This is a genomic window from Emticicia fontis, from assembly GCF_054779675.1.
On record NZ_BAAGXU010000021.1, the window covers coordinates 174,677 to 197,572 of the forward strand.

Genomic DNA, 22,896 nt, shown 5'->3' on the forward strand with positions numbered 1-22,896 from the left:
GCTATTGACTATTTTTACTTCTTGTAATACTTCTCAAACCTTTGAGAAATCCTTTAACCCCAAAATTATAAATTGTAGATTACCTCTGAAGTTGACTGAAATCGATTGGGGAAATCAGAAATATAATTATCAGGTGAATGATCAGATAGAGACCACAATTGAGTCAACTATCCATGAATATTATAAAGAGAATTATCTTTCTAATCACTTGCAAGAAAATTGCCATATATCAACTGTTCGTCTACCAACAGAGGCTCAAACTATTTTCTTGATATTATTAAGGGATCTTACCGGATATACAAATAGTAAAGTTCTATTCTATGATAATGAAACAAAAGAGTTTATTCCTGGAACTTTTGATTTCAATCTTTTTGCACTTTATAATAATTACAACGGACAATTAAAAGTATCAAATCTAAAGGAACAGTTCAAGATTGAAACGCCTGAAATACAATCAGTCGATTTTAATGATGATGGGAGTAAAGATTTTCAATTTACCAGATTAGTTCATAATGGCACATTTAACGCTATTAAAACTACAATTGTAAGTATTAGAGATATGCAAATAGATACGCTTATGGTTACTGAAAAACCAATTGGATTCGAGCCTCGGTAAATTAATTATTCCCCCAACCAACTCTTCAATATCTTGGCTTGAAGTGGGGTAGGGTTTTCGATAGGAACAATAGCATAGGAGGCATCTTTCCTGATAGCAAAAGTAAGCTCTTCTTCTTTAATTCCTTTTGGCGTTTCAAATCTGATTTTTAATTTATCTCCTGCTTTCGACTTGCTGACAATGTCGTTTAATGCTTTGGCGTCAACTTTTTTGGCATCAACCTGTAAAATGGTATGTCTTCTTCTTAATCCACTTTCCCATGCAGGAGATTGCCAGTCTACATTACTTATTGTCAGACTATCATTTCTATCTCGTACACTCAAGCCTGCCCATGCAGATGGTAGCGCTTTAGCAACTGTGTCTATTTTTAATCCGGCATAGTTCAGATAAGTAGGGTAGTCGACCCTTTTCAAGGTATAGATATAGTCAAAGAAATCTTGTAATGAAGTTCTTGCCAGTTTTTCGGCCTCTTTTCTGAATTCCTCTTCTGTGAATCCTCTGCCTTTTTCTTTGTAATATTTATGATAGAGCAAACGCATCAAATCATCTAACGACTTCTCATTTTTAGTCGAATTCCTGATTTTAAAGTCAAGCAATATCCCTAATAATGCGCCCTTATCATAAGGTGAAATGGTTTTATTGACTTCATCGCCTGTACGGCCAAAAGGCCCTTCGTCCCAGGTTTTCCAGCTTGCTTCGGCAGGTGTCTGAAACTGGCGACCAGGCTTGCTTTCGTAGGCTTTAATGCTTTCCTGAAAAGTTTTCAGCATTTCATCGGTCGTTGTCAAGCCTGCTCTTTTCAGAATTAGATATTCATAATAAACTGTTAACCCTTCCGAAAGCCAGAGCATTTTTGTACGGCTACCGTTTTCATAATCAAATGGCCCCAGTTCAATAGGTCTGATGCGCTTGACATTATAATGATGAAAATATTCATGCGCCAGAAAATTATATGTCCTTATCTTTCCCTCCCGATTATTCAGTTCATCACCACTAAACGCAATAGAAGTAGAGTTGAGGTGCTCGATACCACCACCACCAGGCCCGATTGCAATAAAAGTATAGTCAGTATAAGGTATCTCACCAATAATACCGGAAGCCGTACTGACAATTTTCTGTAAATCATTCATCAATAACTGGCGGTCAAATTTCCCGGCTTTATAAGCCTCAAAATAATGAGGAATACCTTTGACCGTAAAAGAGGGAAATGATTCGAGATTGCCGATCAGAATCGGACTGTCGTACAAAATATCAAAATTCTTGGCATAATAGGTGGTTTCTTTGCCTTTCACTTTTGGCAAACCTGTGGCAATTTTCGACCAGTTTGGATTTTTATCAACGCTGATAATTACTTCATTTTTTAACATTCCTACAGGATACATAAAAACACCTGCTGGTGAAATATAGCCTCTTTCTGCATCCAGAAAATTACCAGCCACAAAATTCCTTGTGGCTTTGACATCATACGTAACTTTGATGTCGCTATATTTACCTTTAGAAATCGTCCAGGTATTAGCTCCACTTTTTTCCCAATTCAAAGGTCTTCCATCAGTAGAGAAAGCCTGAAAATTTTCGACATTGTTGGCGAAATTCATTAACTGATAATACCCTGTTATCCAGGCAGGCATAGTTAATTGAACGCCTCCTACTTCAAATCCTCTGCCATCTAAAACTACATGGTACAGATGCGTGGAAGGGTCATTCATAGAAACTTCATAGGCTAGAGATACCTTGTTTTTTTGAGCATATTGAGCTAGACTGACAAAGCAAAAACAAATCAGGATAATTAGCCTAGGAGAGACCTTTGCTGACAAAAAAGAGTAAAGCTTATTTTTCATATACTGCCTGCGAAGTTTGCGATAATTTTAATCGGGAGCAATATAGAGTGTGCAATGTAGAAAAGCAAAAAGGTTTAAGAGATTATCAATCAATATAAAAACAGAATTAACTGCGAAAATCAACAAATCTGATTGAAACCCTGAATGTCAATAGGATACGTTGTGTCAATAATTGGTTTTGTCACAACGTATCCAATACCAACCTCTATCAAGTTAGTCTTTTTTATTTGATAGAGCAACTTCCGAAGGTAGTTTTGAAGCTTGGCTTACTTTTGGTACTTGCGCCTTGGCAACCGAATCTTTTGGTATACCAATGGGCGCATCAGATGATAACTTATGGGTTGTAGTTGATGAGGTTACCCGGGCTTTTGCATGTGCGGCAGGCATTGGTGCTGGGCTATCACTGGCTAATTGGGCCTCTGCCACCATAATGCTTACCAGCACCAGTAGTATACTGGTTAAGAGAATTTTCATGGTTTATTTATTGATTTGTTTCTTGATTTGCTCTATTTCTGCTTTCAGGCTTTCTAGGGATTTCACCTGTTTTTTCAATATTTCAATTTCTTTCTGCTGATTTTCTATAATCAATTGTTGCTCCTGAATAGCTTTTACAGCAAGCACCCCAATACGTGAGTAATCCATTGTATAAAACTGCTCACCCTTGTCGTTTGTATTACTGTATACAATTTCCGGAAAAGCCACCGCTACTTCCTGAGCGATTAGCCCTATCTCGGTTTTATCTGAGTTAATACCTTTATAAGTTTTTACTGCAATTTTCAGCAAATTATCAAGTGTATTTGTATAATTACGGATATCTACTTTTAAACGTGCATCTGAAACGGGGGTATAAGAGCCTGTTGCAGCATTGAATGAACCTCTGTAAACACCATCAGCATATAGATTCAGATTCCCATTGGTTTTAACAGTATACAAGGTCCATGATTTATTGGCCGATGTATTAAGAATTCTTAACCCACTCATCCCAGTTGTGATCTCCGAAGCATGTCTTACTTCCAAGTCTGCTTTGGGATTATTGGTATAAGCGCCACTGTAAGCCGAATTCTTTGTTACCACCAAACCTGCACCGCCGCCTGTAATATGCGTATTTGTAAAGTAAGCAGCAGCGCCTGCACCGTTGGTAAAAGCTTCTAAGGCCGTAGACGGATTCGAACTATTCACATTCTCAAATCTACCACCCACTCCGGTGCCGCTATTAATACCGCATTGCCCAAGTACACCTATACCGTTTTTAGTATTGAAACCCCTTACGCCATAACCCGTGCTGTCACTTCGACCCACTACTGCTCCAACTCCTAATCCCCCTTTGCTACGACCCACCACAGCTTCTCCATACATATTGTCGCCTATTACTCCGGCAGCACCTAAACTTGAGGTAATACCCCATACACCGTTTCCACCGTTTGAATTAGAAAATACACCAGTACCGCTGCCGCTATGTGTAACATTTATTCCTCTGCCACTGTTATCACTATTCAATAAATTAATATCTAATCCTGTTCCCCAACCAGCATGAACGATTTTAACTCCCTGCGCGGTGCTATTCTGGCCAGTTATTTCAAATACCCCTGCATTCCCATTCGCTGATGAACCGTAGACTGCTACCCCGCTTGTGCTTGATCCGAAAACAGCTTTGCCTGTGATTGAAGTACCGAATACGCCATACCCACCTCCATCATGAGACCCCCATATTCCCATACCAGCATTAGAAGTACTGTTATTCATCCCCCTTAGCGCGACAGAACCCACCCCACCATCTTTATTAGACATTACCCCTTTTATTGCATAAGCTCCTGTTAAACTACTAGCATTAACGAAGTCAGATTGGTCTGGTAAAATAGTTGCCGATTGTGAATATACGAAAGTTGTACTGAGTAAAAGAAAACAAAGCAATTGTAATGATTTTTTCATTTTTTTAATAGTTTTAATAAAATATGGATAGAAAGTTTAGTGGAACTTCCAAATAGCTCTTATGAAATTCGTTCGGTTGACATAGTCATCCCTGTCAGAACAGGCCTGATAACGATTTTAAATAAATTACTAGAGAAGTTCAAGAGAATTTTATGCAAATCATAACCCCGGTCAGTAAACAACTGATAGAGATAAAAAGTACAACCCGGTTTGAAATAGTATTTGTTTTCATGGCTGTGATAATTGTGTTTCGATTGATGAAACAAAAGTAGTTCAAGCCCGAATGCAATTCAAAAATATCCTAACGATTGGAAGAATAATCGAATCGAGAGGATGAATAGGAGAAAGGAGAGGTAGATGTAAGAAAAATACAAAACCGGCTAAAAAAGTATTTTATTGAGGGGGGGCAGGTTTTCTTAAATAATCACGAACCTGACAATCCAATTCCTTAGCAATAGATGTGAAGTTCTTAAATAAATAATTGTGTGTAGAATTGTAAGAGGTGGAAAAACGAGCTTCTCTGGTAAGTATATGATATTTTTTGCCATCAGTAAATTCAATAAATGTCACAGATAGCCAGGTATTATAGACAGAGATTTTGACAAAATCTTTTGATGCGTAGGTTCTGGTTCTACCCAAAACGCTTGTTAAGGTTATGCTATTTTCTGAGAGACGAACAATGCTTTTAAGAACAAATAAGTCGAAAGAGATAATTAAAATCACAACTCCAATAATAAGAAAGAACCACTCCTCAATTGAGGGTATCCGAATAGACAAAGACCTATACCCATGGATAGCTATTAGAAAAACACTAAACCAGAAGAACGTTCTCAACCCCCATATTGATAGCATTGTTGGTGGATTATTTTCATCATACGCTAATACCTGCATTTCAATATTTTTATTTGAGCAATAAAGATAAACATTCCTTAAGAATTATCCCTAAAACAAAAAATGGCATGCTTCTATTCAATAAGTAGAGGCATGCCATTTTAATCACTAAATCACTAATTCGCTCAATTCTTAATTAAACGTATATCTCAAAGTAACTCCTTGTGTACGAGGATCACCGATGATACCTGCATAGTTACCTGCACTACCAGGAGCAGCCAATAATTGCTCGTAATAGTTGGTATTAAACAAGTTTCTGCTCCAAACATAAAGGGTAATACCATTTGATGCTCTGAAGCCTAAACGTGTATTAGTCAGGTTATAACCGTCGATGTTCAGGTATTGAGAAGGCGATGGGCTTGATGAGAATTGTGTACGGAAATACGTATCAACACCTAAGAAATAGTTGCCTTTTAAACCGAAGAAAACGCCCTTCACAGTACCTTCTGCGCCAACTGAACCTGCCCATTTAGAAATACCCGGCAATACACCACCTGAAACATCTTTAAAAGCTTGTTCGCCACCTACTTCTTCTAGTGGTACAGGGGCATTTTTGAAAGACACATATTTGCCATCTGTATAAGCAACAGCACCGTTAAGCGATAAGTTATTATTTACTCGTAAACTTGCATCCAATTCTGCACCAAATACTCTTACTTTCTCAGCATTAGCCAGATACCCTCTGTTTACACCCGGTTCCGGTGTCTGTACCTGAGTCTGATAATCTTTAATTTCTGTATCGTAAATAGTCAGGTTCACAACCGAGTTTGGCGAAGGTTTTGTTTTAATACCAATTTCTTTATGCGTTACAAATTCAGGTTTTACAGTAGCCAATTCGGTAAGTACTCTACCGCTGGCGGTTGGCAATCCACCGATATTAATTCCCACTGGTTTATAACTAACGGAATACGTAGCAAAAGCATTAAATCTATCGCTTGATTTATACTGTATAGTTAATCCACCAGAGAAATTGCCTGCTTCGGCAGTAGTATTAAATGCCTGATTCGTGTAAATAGCATTCTTAAGGGCAATCAAGGCAGGGTCGGTGGTTTGTAATCCGCCATATGTTTCGCGTTTATAATCAGCTATTTTCTTATCATAATTGTATCTTAAACCTGGCAATACATGGAATTTATCAGTGATGGCCCAGTCAATCTGAGTAAATGCAGCTAAGCTGGTACTTTGGATACGGTTGGTGGTACGGATACCGAAGTTATCAAATAAGCCCGGTGTTTTCCATAAAGCACTGGTTGAGTTTTGCGCAAAACGCCATTGTGCAGAGCCAGCTTCTTCGGTTTGTACCGGGTCTGAATTCAAATCCTGCCAAAGACCGAAAACCCCGACAACACCACTTACTTTTGAAGAAACTTTACCAGCATATCTGATTTCCTGCGACCATTGGTCATGAACAGAGTTACCCGATGAAATCGTGAAAATTGGTAAGCCTGTATAATCACGGTCATTCAATGGCACCCATCTCCAGTAACGATAAGCCGTAGTTGAAGTCAATGTCCCATTACCGATTTTAATATCTGCATTGGCCGAAACACCACTTAATTGATTATCTGCTTTTGATTGGGTATCAAGATCAACTTTTCTTTCAAATGCGCTCGAATAAGGCAATTGATAGTTCAAATCGGCCAGAATAGCATTGAATTGGCGATAAGCGGCGCGTTTGGTGGTTACTACACCTGCCACAGCCCAACCATAACCATTTGGTTTCTGGTCTGTTATATCACCGATAAGTGTTATTTTTACTTTATCACTTGGCGTATAAAGAATTTGCCCTCTTACACCTATATTATTAATATCGTTGATGTATTGGTTATTGTGTACGTTCAGAATCGTTCCATTACGTTGGGTACCAGTAAATGAGATTCTTGCCGCTAGTTTTTTGCTCAATGGGCCGGTTAATGAACCTTTTGCCTGAATATAACCATAATTACCATAGCTCAACTCAAAACTGGCACCAGGCTCGAAACTGGCCGGACGAGAGGTGATATTAAAAGCGCCAGATGTCGTATTTTTCCCAAAAAGCGTTCCTTGTGGTCCTCGTAAAACCTCCACCTGATCAATATCGATAAAATCAAGCGCCGTAGCTGCCGGACGCGCATAGTATACGCCATCTACATAGTAACCCACACCCGGGTCGATACCATCGTTGGTTAAACCGAAAGTAGAGCCTAAACCACGGATATTCAGGGTTGTATTACGGGCATTTGAAGCATACAACTGTACACTAGGTACTAACTCTTTCAGACGATTCACATTGAAAGCTCCGGCATCTTCTACACTCACACCTCTGATAATAGAGATAGGAAGTGGGACGTTCTGTGCTGATTCTGAACGACGACGAGAAGTAATCACCACATCATTTAATTGATTAGGGGTAGCATCCAATCTGATTTCTATCTTACTTTCGTTGATAACCAGCTCTTTTTTGATGTACCCTACATAGGATATGACTAAGGTAAATGGAAGTTTTTGCCCTGTAATCAAGGCAAATTCGCCATTTACATCGGTTGCAGCCCCATTGGTTGTGCCTTTAATAGAAACTGTAGCACCTATAAGTGGCTCGTTTGTGCTGCCATCAATTACTTTCCCTGTTATGGTTGCGTTGACGATTGGATCATTTTGTGCTGATAAAAAGAAAGGGAATAACAGCAGACCTATCAGAAAAGAGGATTTTATTAGTTTCTTCATAAACATAGAATTTTTTCGCATAGTGATTATTTATTGTTAGTAGCCGGTTTTCGTTTTGATTTTACTCGTGTTTTGTTTTAAAAGTTGATGGCTAAGACAACAAACTGATTGGTGTAAAATGATTAATTAATTGATTGATGATGCAAAAATATAAAACCTATATAGTATACCAAATTAGTAGAGTAATAATTTGTAATATTCTATGGTAAATTATATAGATTCTTTAAAAAGGAACACAAAATTGTAAGAATTGAGTGATTGTGTGAATGAGTGATTGAGTGATTTTTACCTTTAGCTAGGAAAAACTTGAATTCATTTGACTAATTGATTCTTATTTAAACTAAAATATCTATTCACTCATTCACTCATTCACTCATTCACTCAATCACTCAATTCTCACAACCCCTCAAGTACTTCCCGATACCCTCGCCCAATAGGGATGGAAAGTCCGTTGAGTTCGACCATCTCAGCAGTATAAGAATCTATTTTATTGATAGACACAATGAAGGATCGATGAATGCGCCTGAAGAGCGTGGGAGGGAGCAAAGCTTCAATTTCGTGCGTACTCATTTTAGATAGGAAGGTATTTTTAGTGGTCACAATCTTGATGTATTCCTTTTGGCTTTCAATATAAAGAATGTCAGCAAACAGGATTTTTACTTTTTTCTTCTGCACATTCAGAAAAATAAAATCCTTTACTTCTTGCACTTCAACAGGTTTCTCTCTTTGTGCGGTTCTGACCTTATTGACAGCTACTAAAAAGCGCTCAAACTCAAATGGCTTCAATAAATAATCCGTTACATTCAGATTAAATCCTTCAACCGCATATTGATGATAAGCCGTTGTAATAATTACCGCCGGAGGATTACTAAGTGTTTTCAGAAAGGCCATGCCTTTGAGTTTGGGTAGATGTATATCCAGAAAAATAAGGTCAGGTGTATGTTGATGCAGGTATTCTGTGGCCAGAATAGCATCTTTAAAAGTGGCCTGTAAAGATAGAAAAGGTATTTCAGAAATATAATCTGTTAAAATCTTTACAGCCAGTGGCTCATCTTCTATGATAATGCAATTGAGTTTAGACATGGCTCCCTAAGTTGATTTTTAAAACAGCGGTAAACACTGAATTATCTTGTTCGACCGAAAGTTTATAATCGCTATAAAGTAATTCTAACTGACGACGTAGGTTCGATAAGCCGATATTTTCTTTTACCTTTCCTTCCTCTGTCGATAGTTCAGACGAATTTCGAACAACAAATCTTAATTGCCGATTTCTGATAGATAAATGAATGTCTATAAAAGGCTCATTGCGGGTCTCAGAAACGCCATGCTTGAAAGCATTTTCAATCAGCGGCATCAATAGGAGCGGGGGCAACGCCTGTTTCATATCTTCGATATCATAATTGAGATCAACATTCAGGCTTTCATCATATCTCAATTGCTCGAGAGCTATATAATCATTAATGATTTTCAATTCTTGCTCAACAGCAATATAAGCACCCGAGGTCTCGTATAGCATATAACGTAATATCTTCGATAAACGCAAAATAGATTCCGGTGCAAGGTCAGATTTATCTCTTGCCAACGAATAAATATTGTTGAGTGTGTTAAATAAAAAGTGAGGATTAGTCTGCGATTTCAGGTAGTTCAGCTCTGCTTCCTGCTTTTCAATTCGCAATTGCTGCGCAATTCGCCTAAGCTGAAAATGATTATAGGTATGACGGATAATACCAAAGAAAAATACCGAAAATAAGCACAGTCCAAACAGTTCGGATGCGGCTTCTGAGACAGAATCAAATTCAGTAAGTGGTGTAAAAATATGAAAGATAATACCGATACCACGCCACGCATAGATTCCGAGTGTAAATAGAAAAATGTAGAAAAATAAGGTAGCGAATGAAAGAATAATTTTTTTTAAAACGCCTTTCTTCTTTCGAATATAAGGAATGAGGTATTCATATAACAAAATGCTTAAGGCCATTATATAAATAGTTCGCCACACATCATTCCAGAACATTAAGCCTATGGTCTTTGAATCCCGCGCCAAATCAGACAACACCGCCAGACTACAATAGACCAGACCTATCCATAAATAGAGTTGTAGATTTTTTATGTTTAGTTTTTTTAGCATCTGTAGTTTATTAGTAGAGAATGCAAAATTCCAGCTCTATGTCCTTAGCCTTCTGCCCCAAGCACCTTTACAAATAACAGAAAAAAACTCCACCAAAAAAATTATGAGAAAGCACAGAAGCGTATAAATCAAAGGTTTTCGTTTACGGCATTCATACCGCCATTGACGAAAATCTACCGTTTGTATACCCGAATCTGCTATGTGTTGACATCGCTCAGATAGGTTCATTTGATTGATTTATTATTGCATAAGCATTGCTAAAAAACAATTTAAAACTCTCAAAAGCATTACTATGAAAAAACTATTTTTCGGTATTACATTTATTTTATTACAAATTTCTACGCAGGCACAAAAAAGTGTTTCTTATGATGCCGCAAACTGGAAACTCTGGCAAATGGATAAACCGGATAAGATAAGTCTTACTCCTCCACCAAATCAAACCAAAGAAGAGATTCAACGTATCAAACAAGCGATGAGCCAACTGGATGATAAAAAACGTGAGGCCATTCGTTACTGGAATGCTGGTGCGCCTTCCTATCGATGGAATCAGATAATTATTGAACTGGTCGACAAAAATCCTGAATCAATGTTCAGAATTCCGACAGGCTGGATCAATTTATCCATCTATGATGCAACAGTATTAGCCTGGAAAGAAAAATTGAAATATAAAAGGAAACGTCCACACGAAACAGATGCGTCTATTAAAACAATTATAGATGCTCCTAAAACTTATGGGTATCCTTGCGAACATTCAGTAACGGCATCAGCAGCAGCGCATGTATTAGCTTATTTCTTCCCGAAACAAGCCGATTCTGTAATGCAATTGGCGAAGGCAGCCATGCAATCAAGAATTGACGCTGGAGTACAATTCCCGAGCGATACGCAGGCAGGTTGGAAACTGGGAGAACAAGTGGCAATGCAAATTATCGAAAAAGCCAAACAAGATGGCTCAGATAAGCAATGGGATGGGCAGATGAATAAGGATCCGAAAAAATGGACAGGTAAATATCCGGTAGGTATTACTCTGGCGGCTCTTAAACCTATGTTTTTACAAACCAATAACCAGTTCAGATCATTGCCTCCACCCGATTTTGAAAAGGATATGCAGGAAATGCTTAATTTTAAACAGACTTTCAGAAGTGCTTCTATAGCTTATTATTGGGCCAATACCTCTAGTAACTGGGTTGAACTGGCAGGACAAAAAATGTTTGAAAATGGTATGGATGAAGATGCGCCTTTAGCTGCCAGGATTTATGCCGTATTAGGCACAGCTTCACACGAGTCTGCCATTGCTATTATGGATGCTAAATATGCATATTGGGGAATCAGACCTAATCAATATGACCCTAACTATAAACCTTTAATTTCTACACCTCCATTTCCTGGATACCCTTCGGGTCATGCGGCAGGCGGCGGAACCGCCAGTGTTATCATGGCACATTTTTTTCCTGCCGATGCAGAATTGTTCAATAAAATGGCCGAAGAATGCGCAGAATCACGCTTCTATGCCGGTATTCATTTCCGTACTGATAACGAAGTGGGACTGCAACTAGGCAGAAATGTTGGGAAGTATATTATTGAACAATGGACTATTAAATAAAGGGATTGCCGAATGTCGAACGGTTCGCCGTTGCGATGCAGATTGTCGAATGGAAAACTAATTCGACAATCTGCAATCGCATAGCGAACCGTTCGAAAATCGACATTCTCAATAAAAGAGGTGTTTATTTACTCCAACAATTTCGTCTTGTTGTAAGGCTAAGTATAAATCAGACATTGTAAACTTAATAGTTGGTGAGGCTTTGAGACTAATAGAGTATTTTACACTATCGTTTCCAGGAGCTTTGAAAACCTCTTCTACCAATAAACGTTTATTGGCCCAGATAGCAGGAATGCCTTGGGTGTCTTTTACCTCTATATAAGTAAAGACGCCCTTTTTACCCGAGCCCTTACCTAGTTTTATGGTATCTCCCTTTTTTATGGTAATTCCCTCAATCCAGACCGAAGGGATTTTTGTTTTGGAGTCCTGAAAGACCCCAATTGCTGAAAGAAAAACAAAGGTTGAAATCAATAAGAATTTCATGTTGCTATAATCAAATAAGGTAATTAATTAAAGCACCAAAGTATACTTATTGATTTTGGTAATTAGTAAAATTAAAGAAAAACAGAGGGAATTTTTATCGAAGATAGATTTTTAAACCTTCTCACTAAAAGAAATAATCAAATCCTTTCTCCATTCTGCTTCTACCATGCTCCTACCTCTTCTCAAACCTAATATTCTGTATCCTTCCACCGGAAAGTTTAAAGCCTGCTATTTTATTCTGAGTATCCGTATAGAATTTGATTGAACCAATATTGGTAGAAAACTGATTTTCGGTGATAGGATCAATACTTAAATTAGACTCTCCTAATCTGAAATTATTGATGACTAACTGACCATTATTGTTGCTGATAGTATATTCTACTCCCAGTTCTGGACAATGATAAGTGCCTGCATATTGCTCAAATTTACTGGCATCCGGTTTCCAGGGAGTAAATCTCTTCGCTTGAATATGTTTATACTTCAAAAGATTTACTTCTCCTTTATCATCTTTCACAAATGTCATAGAGGCGCCATAAGCATTTATCCAGAAAGTTGAATCAGATTTGGTGTCCATCGGAAATTTATCTTCTCCATTGGCTTGTGTTTGCAATTGTCCGTTTTCGAGCGTAATAGTTACTGCCCATCCAGGTCCTAATTGATATGAACCTGTATATTTTTTCAGAATATCCTCATTTACTTTTGCATTGGGCGTATCTTTATTCACAATTGAAACCGGTTTGTTAGAAGGCTTTATTCGAAACTCTATTAGCGCATGCGCTACTTGTTTGGTAGCGCCATCCAAATCAAAATCACCAGCATTACCAAGAATGATAAACGATACTTGTTGGTCAGGATAATGCATTAATACTGTTCGATAACTCGCCCAACCTCCTGTATGTGAAATAGTTTTGAAACCTTCATCACTGCCATAAGACAAACCATAACCGTATTTTACTTTTCCACCGTTATTCAGTGTACCTTCTTCAAGCATCTGCATAAATACCGGGTCTTTAGCAGCAATAGATTTGTTGAAGTGAATAGCCCATTTACTCAAATCTTCTACGGTAGTAAACAAAGAACTCGAGCCATAGGCCGTCAAGGCACTCAGACTTTTCTTAAAACCCTTATCGGTCGGATAATAAGAATAAGCAAGGTTTTTCACTATATCTGTGTAATCATCCAGAAAATGAGAAGAATTCATATCTAAAGGCTTGAAAATATTGGTATCTGTCCAATCTCTGAAAGATTGCCCACTTACTTTTTCAACAATAGCTGCCAGAAGATTATATCCAGTATTAGAGTATGAATATCGGTTACCAGGTTCAAAATCGAGGTCTTTCTGGTTTTTGACCATGCGCATAATATCTGTAAACGAAAAGGCCTCATCCCAGCGCCAGCCTGCGGCGTGTAAGGTTTGAGGCCAGTCTCTCAATCCGCTGATATGATGCACCAGATGGCGGATGGTAATTTTCTTGCCAAAATCAGGAACATCAGGCAAATATTGGTGAATATCATCATCTAGAGCAATCTTTTTTTCATTCAGAAGCTTGGCAATGGCATATCCTGCAAACTGTTTAGAGACCGAAGCAATATCAAATACACTTGTTGATGTATTCGGAATATCATATTCAAGATTTGCCATTCCATAGCCTTTCTTATAAATAAGTGAGCCATTTTTGATAATACCTACGGCACAGCCAGGACGGTCTTTCCCCTCATATTTTTTGAAAATAGCATCAATTCTGATAGCCAGAGAATCTACTTTCTTTTGGGAAAATACAAGCGTAATAGATAAGATTGTAAGTAAAAAAGTGAGTAATAGTTTTTTCATAGAGACATTGAGGTTACAATTGGTCAGTACCTTCTTTAGCATAGTCTAATAATCAATCATACTAAGAAACTAATGTATTTAGAATTTTTTAAATAAAGTTGAATTTTAAATTGAAAAATTGAACATTTAGAGAAATGCTGAGATACTTAAAACCGAATACTTGAAGTTGTAATAAACATATAAGTATCTATGTTTGTTTATTTTATATCGGGGCAAAAGTTAAATCCTTAAACAAAATTGATGCAGAAGCACATACTCTGGAAAGGCATAGAATATGAGTCGTTAGAAAACTGTCTCATAACCACAACAGAAGAGGGCATCGAGATAAGCTCAACTATTGTGGGGCAGTATGAAGGCAAAATCTATCTGGTAGATTACCAGATTAGAACTAATCCTGATTGGGAGACGGTGTTTGTTGCGATTGAAAGCAGGATAAACCAGCGTGTGCAACATTGGCAATTTGAAGGAGATTGCCAGGGGAATTGGCGAAAAAATGGCAAAGTGGCCAATCAATTTGGGGGATGTATAGACGTTGATATTCCGCTCTCAGCTTTTACCAATACCTTGCCAATCAATAGAGTAAAACTGGCTGTTGGAGAAACGCAATTAATCAAGGTGATTTACCTAGACCTATTGGCTGATGAATTTAAGCCTGTGCAGCAGAAGTATACCCGATTAGAGGAAAACGTTTATCATTATGAAAACGTACCCAATGATTTTGAGACAGATATTACTGTTGATGAGCAAGGGTTGGTGGTAGATTATCCTCAATTATTTTCCAGACGTTTTACTCTTTGATATATCAGATATGAAGTCTGAAGATTTTGCAGAAAGGAGAACGGAACAAGGAAAACGAAGAAAGTAAAAATATTCTCCATTTTCCATGTTCCGTTCTCCTTTTTCCTTTCTCCAATGTTATTCCGTTTTCAGATTCTTCACCGGATTACTCCTCGCGGCTTTTAGTGTTTGCGAGCCAATCAGTATAGAAGCTAAAGCCCCTAATACCAATAATGGAAGCAGAAACTCATAGAATTGCATTGGTAAATGATATGCAAACTGCGTCAGCACTACTTTGTCAAAGAAAATATAAGTGCCCGGTAAGGCTATCAAAGCAGCTATACCCAATAATAATAAGAAGCCTTTGCTAAGCAGATAGATAAGCCCACCCTCAGTAGCGCCCAGAACCTTGCGGATACTGATTTCTTTCAAACGGGTTTCTGTTGTAAACACAACCATACCAAACAAACCTAAAGAAGCAATACAGATAGCCAGAAAACTGATAAAGCCTATCACTTTTACCATGACTGAAAACTGTGCATAAGCCTGCTCAATCTGATCATTATAAAAATGTGCTTCTATCGGATGAACCTTGTCAACCTTCCGCCAGGCATTTTCAATACTTGCCATAGTGGCTGGTAAATCATTTGTTTGAAGCTTCACATTAGCAGAACCCCAGGGCATTTCAGTAGAGTACAAGAAAATTGTAGGGTCAATCTTATTCATCATTGTACCATAATGGAAGTCCTTCAAAACTCCTACAATAGTCAGGCTTTTATTATCCATGATTACCCGTTCGCCCAAAGCTTTTTGTGGATCTCTTCCGGCAATATTGAAACGTTTCAGCACTTGCTCATTTACAATTACTTCACTTTCTTCGCCTTTTTTTGGTCGCAACTTAAAATTCGTTCCGGCTAAAAACGTATGCTCATGGATAGGCAGATAATTTCCGTCCACCATATTCAAAGAAACCATAGACGAGTCTTTCGATTTATCTTTTGGATTCACATACTTAATACTAGTGCCTTGCATACTCCCTAAACTGGTAACCATTGCAGCTCTTGACACTGCTTGCACAGTCGGAATTTCGGATAATTCTTTGATCAACAAATCAGAATTATTGTTCTGCAATTTGATATTCAGAATATTATCGGTCTTGAAACCTAAATCAAAGTTCAGAAAACCCTTATACTGCCGATAACCGACAATAGTGGTAGCAATAAAAATTAAGGATAGGGTATATTGAACCACAATTAATGCTTTGCGGATATTAACATGACGGAATACCTTGAATTTCGAATTGTCCTTCACTACCTGTAAAGCATTGATACGTGAGAAAAATATAGCCGGAAAGAAACCAGCGACAACGCCTACACCCACAGCCAGTAGTAAGAAATAAATGATCTGTTTAAACGAAAGGTCAAGCGCAACCAGATCGCTCAGGTGTGGGTCAAGATTCAGGAATTGACTCCGTAAAAAAAGAAAGAGTAAAAAAGCAAAAATCAAAGATAATAGCGCCGTAAAAATTGACTCGCTCAGAAACTGTCCGAAAATATGGCTCACAGGTGCACCAATAATTTTGCGTATACCTACCTCACGCGCCCGACGTAACGAACGGGCAATAGAAAGGTTCATATAATTGAAACAGGCCGATAAGATAATCACCAATGCCAGCCCACCTAATACCCAAAGCACTACCGGAGGTAAAGTAGGCCCGATTGAATTGGAAAGGTGACCACCTAGTGCGATGGCTTTAAGCGGTTGTAACCACACAGTAATAGTTTGATCTTTCAGGGCTTTTGTTTCTTGTGCTGATAATCTATCCAGATTACGCTGCATGGTTTTGCTATCGGCATTTTCAGGCAGAGTTATATAGACGTAATTCTGCCAGATATTGTTCCAGCCATAAAAATTAGGGTCTTGTTTGCCAAGGTTAGCGTCGGCAGTAGAGAATGACACCAGCGCATCAAAGCGCATATGCGAAAACTTGCTCACATCTTTGGCTATACCCGTTACCACATAATTAAGGGTATCAAACTTTACTACTTTACCCAAGGCTTCCACATCACCAAATAGCTTTTTAGATGTTTTTTCTGTCAATATAAGTGAGTAAGGTTCTTTTAAAGCAGTAGCAGGATCGCCTTTGAGTAGCGGAAATGAAAATACTTTGAAAAATGAATCGTCGGCATAGTAAGCATTTAAAGGCAGGTAATTATCTCCCACCTGTGCATCGCCATAAAAACCGTTACGCAAGATAGTCAGGTCTTCGAAACCCGTCATAGTCTCACGCATTTTTCTGCCCACTTTTACAGAGGTGGAAGCCAGATCCATGGGTGATTGAGTAGGGGTCTGAAGCTTACTGTTTACCCGATAGATACGGTCTTTCTTTACCTGAAAATCATCATACGAACGCAAGTCGAGCAATAAGGCTACCACAAGCAAGCCTACCGAAATGCTGACGGCAAGGCCGAAAATGTTGATAAAAGAGAAGAGTTTGTTCCGTACTAAACTCCGTTTGAATGTTTTAAAATAGCTGCTAATCATAATTAAGTATATATAAAAATTGGTAAAACTGGGTTCACGGACTGTGTACAGACGGAAGAATTTTAATACATCAATCCAGTAAATAATTTTTGCCCGGGTAATGCCTTTTGCTTTCAGGTTCCGTTCAAAATATTCGTTTAAATCACCTTGTAGGTCTTCGGCCAGATCAGCCCTGCAATACCATTTTAACAGGCTTTGCGCCAGTTTGGGCGGTTCAATTTCCTCAAAAGACTTCTCCTTGTCAGGAGGGGTAGGGGTGGTGCTGAAACGTTTCATATAGATCCCTCCAGATTAAAGCCCGGTATAATGCGCCACAATGCCTCACGCGCTTCTTTAGCTTTCAGCAAAGCTGCTTTTCCGGCATGGGTCACTTCATAAAAGCGTTTGCGTTTGCCTCCGCGTGTACTGGTAGCTTCTCCTAAACGGCTGTTTACCAGCCCTTTTTCTTCCAGCCTATTCAAAACGGCATGCACAATGCCCAGCTTGACTGTGCGTCCTGCATGTCGGCTTAGCTCATCACAAATGGCTACACTATAAGCATCACTTATCAGTGCAGCAATACATAAAAGCACTAATTCTTCAAACTCTCCCAGGTTTGTTCCTTTCATTGGCTTCAACAAAATGATTTATTCAGTAAATGTATGTAAAATAAAATGATTAATTATGGTTTTGTATGTAAAATAAATTTCTTCAGGATTTAAATCAGAAATGGTTGTTAAAATTGGTTATAGCTTCAAGCCATGAAGATATTTAACCAATTCAAGAATTTTTATCAGACGGTAGCAGCGAAAAAAAAAATAGTGAGCTAAAACATCTTTCAAATTTTTTAGTTAATATTATGAAACTGTTAAATAATCCATCATAACAATGACAACTGTTGATACTATTATTTCCATTTCTGTTCTCTGCCTGATTATTGGTGCCATCCGATATGTTTATGTGAAAAAAACACGCAGAAGCTATTATGATAAGTTTCTTCGCCGTAGAGTGGTGAAAGAAATCTAACAACGCCAGACAAAAAGCTAATTACGGAATAATCGAAGCAGAACTGATTTGCTTCCTGATTTCCCGTTTTGAAGGTTATTCAATAGTTCAATTGAATAATCCATCAACCTTTTTCCTTGCATCAAATACATTCACAACCACTTATAAATATTTTATCAGGAGTGTTTTTGTTTTGCTATACCTTTGATTCATAATCTTATTTCAGAAAAAACAAAAACACTCATACAATGCAAGATTTAAAGAAATTCGGTGGTTTTTTAGGCGCTATGGCTTCTTTTACACCTTCGTTTATACTAGGTGGCGCACATTATACAATCAGTCTTTTAGAAGGTAAAGACAACCAGGAGGCGAATGCGGATTTTAAACGCACTTTCGATAAATTATTTAACCTGGGCGAACAATTAGGCTCTGAGCTGACAGAAGGTGCCGTAAAAGCGGGTTCAAAAATATTTAACGGCAAATAAGCATTCAAGCGAAACTATAGAACAAAGCCCCTTCTGGGGCTTTGTTGTTTTCAAACACCTAATTGCCCAGAAGTTTCAGCATTTTCTTTGAATTTTCTTTTTTCGGATTCAGATCCAATGCTTTCTGATAGCTTGCTATCGCCAGATCTTTCTTGCCTGCTTTAACATAGGCGTCTCCGAGGCTATCATATACATTATCGCTATTTGGATGAAACATCACATTGAGTTTGAAAATCTCTATTGCTTCCAGTATTTCCTGTTTTTTGAGTAGCGAATAACCCCATTCATTCAAATCATTTTCTGAATGCATATACTGCATCAGGTTGCGTCGGTCTTCATTGGCTGCTGTCTGTTCCTGCTTGTAGCCTCTTTCAAAAATAGCCGCCCTAGCGCCCGGTCTTACTTTAGCTGCATAAAGCCTGACAATCGTATTAATCACTAACTGAGGATTAGAAAAAAACACATAGTGTCCGGTTTGGTATGCAATCAATGAAGAGCGGTTAGCATAAGGTGCTACAAAATTGCTATGACAGTCTTTCCAACGCTGGGCATCAGGTGTGCCTTCAAACAAAGTCAGTTCTGATACAATATCTATGACAGGAATCTTTACTGATAACGGATTTTGCTTCATTACCTCAATCGTATGCCGAAAATTAGCAGAAGCATTCATTTTAGTCAATTGCTCATCTGTAAAAAAACAAGGCAGATTAGCATCAATCATTACCATTGCCTTTATTCTTCTGGGGTTTTGATTAGCAAGAAGCGTTTGATAAAATCCCCCTATCGAATGGCATACTAGCATCAGGTCTTTATCAAAACCTAATTTTTTAAGTGCAACATTCAGTCCGTCTACTTCTTTTTCAATACTCAAATCAGTATCAGCTTTACTGCTTTTGCCCAAACCCATCCTGTCATAAGTAATGATCGGTGCTTGTGTAATCTCTGCAATAGGTTTAGTAATTTTGCTCCAAACTTGTCCATCATTTCCTCCTCCGGCTTCAAACAAAATCGGGGTACCTTTTCCGGGAATAATCGTAAAATGCAATTGGTGCCCATCAACATTGACCAATGTATCAATGCGCGTTTTCTGCGCACTAGCCACTGAATGAATCAGTAGAAGAAAAACAAAAACTAAGAATACAGACGATTTGAGAATACTAATTGATAAACTTGGAAAGGTGTCAACAGTGTTAAAATAAAGGCTTTTAAAATCGGTTTTCATAATTTTATAGTATTGGGTTACTTGTTACCTGATGACAACAAAAGTGAATGTTAGTTGCATTAATTCATTAACGTTACCTCGTATGAGTAAAATATAATAGCCAAGGCGTTTGGATAAAACTTCTGCCAAAACAATAATTTCTGTTAAATTGCATAATATTATCTCGTCTCAGATTTTCTAACTACATGCAAGGATTAATTGTTTTAGGTGTTTTTGTTTTAGTGATAGCCGTTTGCTTTTTTATATATTCCCGACAAAAGAATGCTTTCGTATTAACCGATGAGTTTAAGGATATTTTACATATCCTCAACGACACCGACGAGTCTATCTTTATCAGTGGTAAGGCCGGAACAGGTAAATCGAGTCTTTTACAATATTTTACTGCGCATACCTCTAAAAAATATGTAATTCTTGCACCAACAGGCATAGCCGCCATGAATGTGAAAGGGCAGACAGTTCATTCATTTTTCAAACTACCGCCACGATTGATTCAGGTGGATAAGCTAAAACCTGAATACGCTAAAAACGCATTGTATGAAAACCTGGATATGGTAATTATCGATGAAGTATCGATGATAAGTGCCAATCTGATGGAAGCCATTGATATGGCTTTACGACTCAACCGCAATAGACCTGATGAACCTTTCGGAGGTCTGCAAATGGTATTTATCGGCGATTTGTTTCAATTGCCTCCGGTGGTCAAAAGCGATTTGCAGGAGTATTTTAATGTTAATTATGGAGGTAATTATTTCTTTGATAGCCCCGTCTTTAAGGCCGGGTTCAGGTATCATAGAAAAGAGCTGACGCATATTTTCCGCCAGAAAGACGAGAAATTCAAAAAAGTATTGAATCGTATAAGAGTAAATGAAGCAAAATTTGATGATTTTGTACTGCTAAATGCACGCCACAGAGATAATGTAGGAGATAATAATAGCGCCATTTTCCTGACCACTACTAATAAAAATGTCAAGAAAATTAATAAGGAAAATCTTGAAAATCTGGAAGGAAAAGAGTTTGTCTTTGAAGCGGTGCTGACAGGTAAAATCAGAGAAGAATTTGAGAAATTGAAGGATCAATTAGCTAATAGAAAAATCGGCGAAAGTGAGTTTGAAGATGAAATTGAAATCAAATTTCCGACCAATGTATTTCTGAAACTGAAAATTGGTGCGCAGGTCATGATGATAAAGAATGATAGCCTGAAACGTTGGGTCAATGGCACTGTCGGTATCATCAGCCGGTTAACCAGCCATGACATATGGGTCGAAATTGATGGACATAGCTATAAAATGGAACAGGAAACCTGGCAGGATATTACCTACCAATATGATGCGAAGCGCAAGGAAATCAAAGAAAATATTCAGGGAACCTTCACTCAATTTCCAATCAAACTGGCATGGGCTATGACCATCCACAAAAGTCAGGGCAAAACCTTTGATAACGTGGTGATTGATATCGGCTACGGCGCTTTCAGCCACGGGCAAACTTATGTAGCCCTGAGCCGCTGCAAAACTTTAGAAGGCATTGTTCTGAACAAAGAAATCCGCCCAAGCGATGTGATTGTAGATGATCGGGTGATTGCTTATTATAAAAGGAAGTAGGGAAGTTTATCGTTCATTTACAATGTCAAGAGGCTTAATACGGAAATCCTTTCTTTTTATAAGGTCTTTCTCGTCTTCACTAGGGTCTTTTATTCCTAAAGCAATATACGCTTCAGCAATTCCTTCTCTTCGTTTAGTTACAATTTCTACGGCTTCAATAATTGGTTTCCGATTTATCCCTATTCTTCTAAGGTCTATATAATTACCTTTGTCAATGCGGCCTTCCAGAATCTTACCGACAATAAAAAATGGTCTGCCAGTTATTTGAAAAGCATCATCTAAGAGAAACTGAGCTACTATTTTATCTCTCCATTGATGCCCACAACGGCATTGCCTTGCGTAAGGTGTTCTTGCCAATTGTCCGCACTTAGGACAATTATTAAAGTATACCTTTTCAGGGGTTTGGCTCATAACTCTTTTAACCACATTAAACTCAAACGCCTCATAGCCATCTTTTAGTAGGTCAAGTACCTGAGGATCGTTGCTTAGCCAGCCATTTTTAAAATAAAGCTGTACTCTTGGAGAAGAATCACTTAGGTTAAAATCTAACTTAAATGCAGTTTGATAATGTCTCATGGCTTTCCTTTCCAGCTCTGTGAAAAGATGTGAGTAATAAACTACGATATAGCTTATAATTTCCGGATGAATCATAAAAACGATTTAAATTATTTTTTAAAACCCCAAACCAACAAATTCCTGCATAGAACCCAGAAATTAATAATAAATACCACAAAATTGACAAGGAAGATATTGTCAAAAAAATAAGAAAAAGCCCGAAATTCTATACTATTATCTCCATTATTTCTCCACGAATCAAGATTGGCGTATAAAACAATCACAGAAACTGATACAATGGCTAATACAATAAAATGAATGTTATTAAGCATCAAAGCTCTTTGCTTTTGCTGAAATTGCTTGCTCAGGGCCAATCCTATATGCACTCCCTCTAGCAAGGCAAAAGCAGCATAGAAACTAATCGTTAATTTTCCCCATTCAAAGGTATACATAGCCATGGCAAAAATAGCCGCAGCAACAAAAGAGACAATAAAATAGCAGAGGTGATAAAGGGATTTGTAAAGCATAAAACAATTGTTTTTACAAACTTAGAAAGTTTTAACAAAATCTATCAGTATTTGGAAAAACCATTTAATCTCAGTCACATTAATTATTCATTTTTTTTTCTTACCCGCAACCTTACTTTCTCTTTTTCCGTACAGGTAAAAACTCGTTTATCTGCTTTCAAAAAAATCTACGCTCACAGGCAGTT

General features: G+C 37.9%; 20 protein-coding genes. 6 read left to right on the top strand and 14 right to left on the bottom strand.

The window, feature by feature from the left end:
- The first annotated feature begins 91 nt into the window (after positions 1 to 91).
- Positions 92 to 616: a hypothetical protein gene (locus ACYVFA_RS12875; protein WP_460472236.1), complete on the top strand. Its 525-nt coding sequence runs from the start codon at positions 92 to 94 to the stop codon at positions 614 to 616.
- 5 nt (positions 617 to 621) lie between these two features.
- Here ACYVFA_RS12875 and ACYVFA_RS12880 read toward each other — a convergent pair whose 3' ends face one another.
- From ACYVFA_RS12880 to ACYVFA_RS12910, 7 genes are all read right to left on the bottom strand, one after another.
- Positions 622 to 2,322: a M61 family metallopeptidase gene (locus tag ACYVFA_RS12880; protein WP_460472237.1), complete on the bottom strand. Its 1,701-nt coding sequence runs from the start codon at positions 2,320 to 2,322 to the stop codon at positions 622 to 624.
- Positions 2,323 to 2,667: 345 nt separating this feature from the next.
- Complete coding sequence (locus ACYVFA_RS12885) at positions 2,668 to 2,928, bottom strand: hypothetical protein (RefSeq protein ID WP_460472238.1); 261 nt, start codon at positions 2,926 to 2,928, stop codon at positions 2,668 to 2,670.
- Positions 2,929 to 2,931: 3 nt separating this feature from the next.
- The gene (locus ACYVFA_RS12890; protein ID WP_460472239.1) at positions 2,932 to 4,383 is read right to left on the bottom strand and encodes a tail fiber domain-containing protein; all 1,452 of its coding nucleotides are present in this window, start codon (positions 4,381 to 4,383) and stop codon (positions 2,932 to 2,934) included.
- Positions 4,384 to 4,776: 393 nt separating this feature from the next.
- On the bottom strand, positions 4,777 to 5,274 hold the full coding sequence (locus ACYVFA_RS12895) for a hypothetical protein (protein WP_460472240.1): 498 nt from the start codon (positions 5,272 to 5,274) through the stop codon (positions 4,777 to 4,779).
- Between the two features lie 132 nt (positions 5,275 to 5,406).
- A complete protein-coding gene (locus tag ACYVFA_RS12900; protein WP_460472241.1) occupies positions 5,407 to 7,977 on the bottom strand; it encodes a TonB-dependent receptor in 2,571 nt (856 codons plus the stop codon).
- A gap of 396 nt (positions 7,978 to 8,373) precedes the next feature.
- Complete coding sequence (locus ACYVFA_RS12905) at positions 8,374 to 9,060, bottom strand: LytR/AlgR family response regulator transcription factor (RefSeq protein ID WP_460472242.1); 687 nt, start codon at positions 9,058 to 9,060, stop codon at positions 8,374 to 8,376.
- A complete protein-coding gene (locus ACYVFA_RS12910; RefSeq protein WP_460472243.1) occupies positions 9,053 to 10,105 on the bottom strand; it encodes a sensor histidine kinase in 1,053 nt (350 codons plus the stop codon). Before ACYVFA_RS12910 ends, ACYVFA_RS12905 begins: the two co-directional genes overlap by 8 nt.
- Before the next feature lie 292 nt (positions 10,106 to 10,397).
- On the opposite strand from ACYVFA_RS12910, the gene ACYVFA_RS12915 reads away from it, so the two are divergent.
- Positions 10,398 to 11,705 carry a phosphatase PAP2 family protein gene (locus ACYVFA_RS12915; RefSeq protein ID WP_460472244.1) on the top strand — a complete coding sequence of 436 codons (1,308 nt, stop codon included), beginning with the start codon at positions 10,398 to 10,400 and terminating at the stop codon, positions 11,703 to 11,705.
- 108 nt (positions 11,706 to 11,813) lie between these two features.
- Here the strand turns inward: ACYVFA_RS12915 and ACYVFA_RS12920 are convergent, their stop codons facing one another.
- Both ACYVFA_RS12920 and ACYVFA_RS12925 read right to left on the bottom strand, forming a co-directional pair.
- Complete coding sequence (locus ACYVFA_RS12920) at positions 11,814 to 12,188, bottom strand: hypothetical protein (RefSeq protein ID WP_460472245.1); 375 nt, start codon at positions 12,186 to 12,188, stop codon at positions 11,814 to 11,816.
- A gap of 172 nt (positions 12,189 to 12,360) precedes the next feature.
- Entirely contained in the window at positions 12,361 to 14,019 is a 1,659-nt protein-coding gene (locus ACYVFA_RS12925) for a serine hydrolase domain-containing protein (protein ID WP_460472246.1), read from the bottom strand.
- 240 nt (positions 14,020 to 14,259) lie between these two features.
- On the opposite strand from ACYVFA_RS12925, the gene ACYVFA_RS12930 reads away from it, so the two are divergent.
- Positions 14,260 to 14,817, top strand: a complete 558-nt coding sequence (locus ACYVFA_RS12930) for a putative glycolipid-binding domain-containing protein (protein ID WP_460472247.1) — start codon at positions 14,260 to 14,262, stop codon at positions 14,815 to 14,817.
- A 117-nt stretch (positions 14,818 to 14,934) separates the two neighbouring features.
- Here the strand turns inward: ACYVFA_RS12930 and ACYVFA_RS12935 are convergent, their stop codons facing one another.
- Positions 14,935 to 17,616, bottom strand: coding sequence for an ABC transporter permease (locus ACYVFA_RS12935; protein WP_460472248.1), 2,682 nt, complete (start codon positions 17,614 to 17,616; stop codon positions 14,935 to 14,937).
- The gene (locus tag ACYVFA_RS12940) at positions 17,613 to 17,948 is read right to left on the bottom strand and encodes a PadR family transcriptional regulator (protein WP_460472249.1); all 336 of its coding nucleotides are present in this window, start codon (positions 17,946 to 17,948) and stop codon (positions 17,613 to 17,615) included. Before ACYVFA_RS12940 ends, ACYVFA_RS12935 begins: the two co-directional genes overlap by 4 nt.
- A 259-nt stretch (positions 17,949 to 18,207) precedes the next feature.
- Here ACYVFA_RS12940 and ACYVFA_RS12945 point away from each other — a divergent pair, with 259 nt between their 5' ends.
- The gene (locus ACYVFA_RS12945; protein ID WP_460472250.1) at positions 18,208 to 18,345 is read left to right on the top strand and encodes a hypothetical protein; all 138 of its coding nucleotides are present in this window, start codon (positions 18,208 to 18,210) and stop codon (positions 18,343 to 18,345) included.
- Between the two features lie 227 nt (positions 18,346 to 18,572).
- On the top strand, positions 18,573 to 18,809 hold the full coding sequence (locus ACYVFA_RS12950; protein ID WP_460472251.1) for a hypothetical protein: 237 nt from the start codon (positions 18,573 to 18,575) through the stop codon (positions 18,807 to 18,809).
- 58 nt (positions 18,810 to 18,867) lie between these two features.
- Here the strand turns inward: ACYVFA_RS12950 and ACYVFA_RS12955 are convergent, their stop codons facing one another.
- Entirely contained in the window at positions 18,868 to 20,031 is a 1,164-nt protein-coding gene (locus ACYVFA_RS12955; protein WP_460472252.1) for an alpha/beta fold hydrolase, read from the bottom strand.
- 185 nt (positions 20,032 to 20,216) lie between these two features.
- Here ACYVFA_RS12955 and ACYVFA_RS12960 point away from each other — a divergent pair, with 185 nt between their 5' ends.
- A complete protein-coding gene (locus ACYVFA_RS12960; protein ID WP_460472253.1) occupies positions 20,217 to 21,629 on the top strand; it encodes an ATP-dependent DNA helicase in 1,413 nt (470 codons plus the stop codon).
- A gap of 6 nt (positions 21,630 to 21,635) precedes the next feature.
- Here ACYVFA_RS12960 and ACYVFA_RS12965 read toward each other — a convergent pair whose 3' ends face one another.
- Both ACYVFA_RS12965 and ACYVFA_RS12970 read right to left on the bottom strand, forming a co-directional pair.
- On the bottom strand, positions 21,636 to 22,280 hold the full coding sequence (locus ACYVFA_RS12965) for a hypothetical protein (protein ID WP_460472254.1): 645 nt from the start codon (positions 22,278 to 22,280) through the stop codon (positions 21,636 to 21,638).
- 14 nt (positions 22,281 to 22,294) lie between these two features.
- Entirely contained in the window at positions 22,295 to 22,711 is a 417-nt protein-coding gene (locus tag ACYVFA_RS12970; RefSeq protein ID WP_460472255.1) for a hypothetical protein, read from the bottom strand.
- Positions 22,712 to 22,896 lie beyond the last annotated feature (185 nt).

Bases quoted from the DNA above. Each gene is read 5' to 3' on its own strand.
- ACYVFA_RS12965 (WP_460472254.1), bottom strand. From the start codon at position 22,280: ATGATTCATCCGGAAATTATAAGCTATATCGTAGTTTATTACTCACAT.
- ACYVFA_RS12940 (WP_460472249.1), bottom strand. From the start codon at position 17,948: ATGAAAGGAACAAACCTGGGAGAGTTTGAAGAATTAGTGCTTTTATGT.
- ACYVFA_RS12960 (WP_460472253.1), top strand. From the start codon at position 20,217: ATGCAAGGATTAATTGTTTTAGGTGTTTTTGTTTTAGTGATAGCCGTT.
- ACYVFA_RS12905 (WP_460472242.1), bottom strand. From the start codon at position 9,060: ATGTCTAAACTCAATTGCATTATCATAGAAGATGAGCCACTGGCTGTA.
- ACYVFA_RS12915 (WP_460472244.1), top strand. From the start codon at position 10,398: ATGAAAAAACTATTTTTCGGTATTACATTTATTTTATTACAAATTTCT.
- ACYVFA_RS12950 (WP_460472251.1), top strand. From the start codon at position 18,573: ATGCAAGATTTAAAGAAATTCGGTGGTTTTTTAGGCGCTATGGCTTCT.
- ACYVFA_RS12910 (WP_460472243.1), bottom strand. From the start codon at position 10,105: ATGCTAAAAAAACTAAACATAAAAAATCTACAACTCTATTTATGGATA.
- ACYVFA_RS12955 (WP_460472252.1), bottom strand. From the start codon at position 20,031: ATGAAAACCGATTTTAAAAGCCTTTATTTTAACACTGTTGACACCTTT.
- ACYVFA_RS12920 (WP_460472245.1), bottom strand. From the start codon at position 12,188: ATGAAATTCTTATTGATTTCAACCTTTGTTTTTCTTTCAGCAATTGGG.
- ACYVFA_RS12880 (WP_460472237.1), bottom strand. From the start codon at position 2,322: ATGAATGACCCTTCCACGCATCTGTACCATGTAGTTTTAGATGGCAGA.
- ACYVFA_RS12970 (WP_460472255.1), bottom strand. From the start codon at position 22,711: ATGCTTTACAAATCCCTTTATCACCTCTGCTATTTTATTGTCTCTTTT.
- ACYVFA_RS12890 (WP_460472239.1), bottom strand. From the start codon at position 4,383: ATGAAAAAATCATTACAATTGCTTTGTTTTCTTTTACTCAGTACAACT.
- ACYVFA_RS12945 (WP_460472250.1), top strand. From the start codon at position 18,208: ATGACAACTGTTGATACTATTATTTCCATTTCTGTTCTCTGCCTGATT.
- ACYVFA_RS12935 (WP_460472248.1), bottom strand. From the start codon at position 17,616: ATGAAACGTTTCAGCACCACCCCTACCCCTCCTGACAAGGAGAAGTCT.
- ACYVFA_RS12900 (WP_460472241.1), bottom strand. From the start codon at position 7,977: ATGAAGAAACTAATAAAATCCTCTTTTCTGATAGGTCTGCTGTTATTC.
- ACYVFA_RS12885 (WP_460472238.1), bottom strand. From the start codon at position 2,928: ATGAAAATTCTCTTAACCAGTATACTACTGGTGCTGGTAAGCATTATG.
- ACYVFA_RS12895 (WP_460472240.1), bottom strand. From the start codon at position 5,274: ATGCAGGTATTAGCGTATGATGAAAATAATCCACCAACAATGCTATCA.
- ACYVFA_RS12925 (WP_460472246.1), bottom strand. From the start codon at position 14,019: ATGAAAAAACTATTACTCACTTTTTTACTTACAATCTTATCTATTACG.
- ACYVFA_RS12930 (WP_460472247.1), top strand. From the start codon at position 14,260: ATGCAGAAGCACATACTCTGGAAAGGCATAGAATATGAGTCGTTAGAA.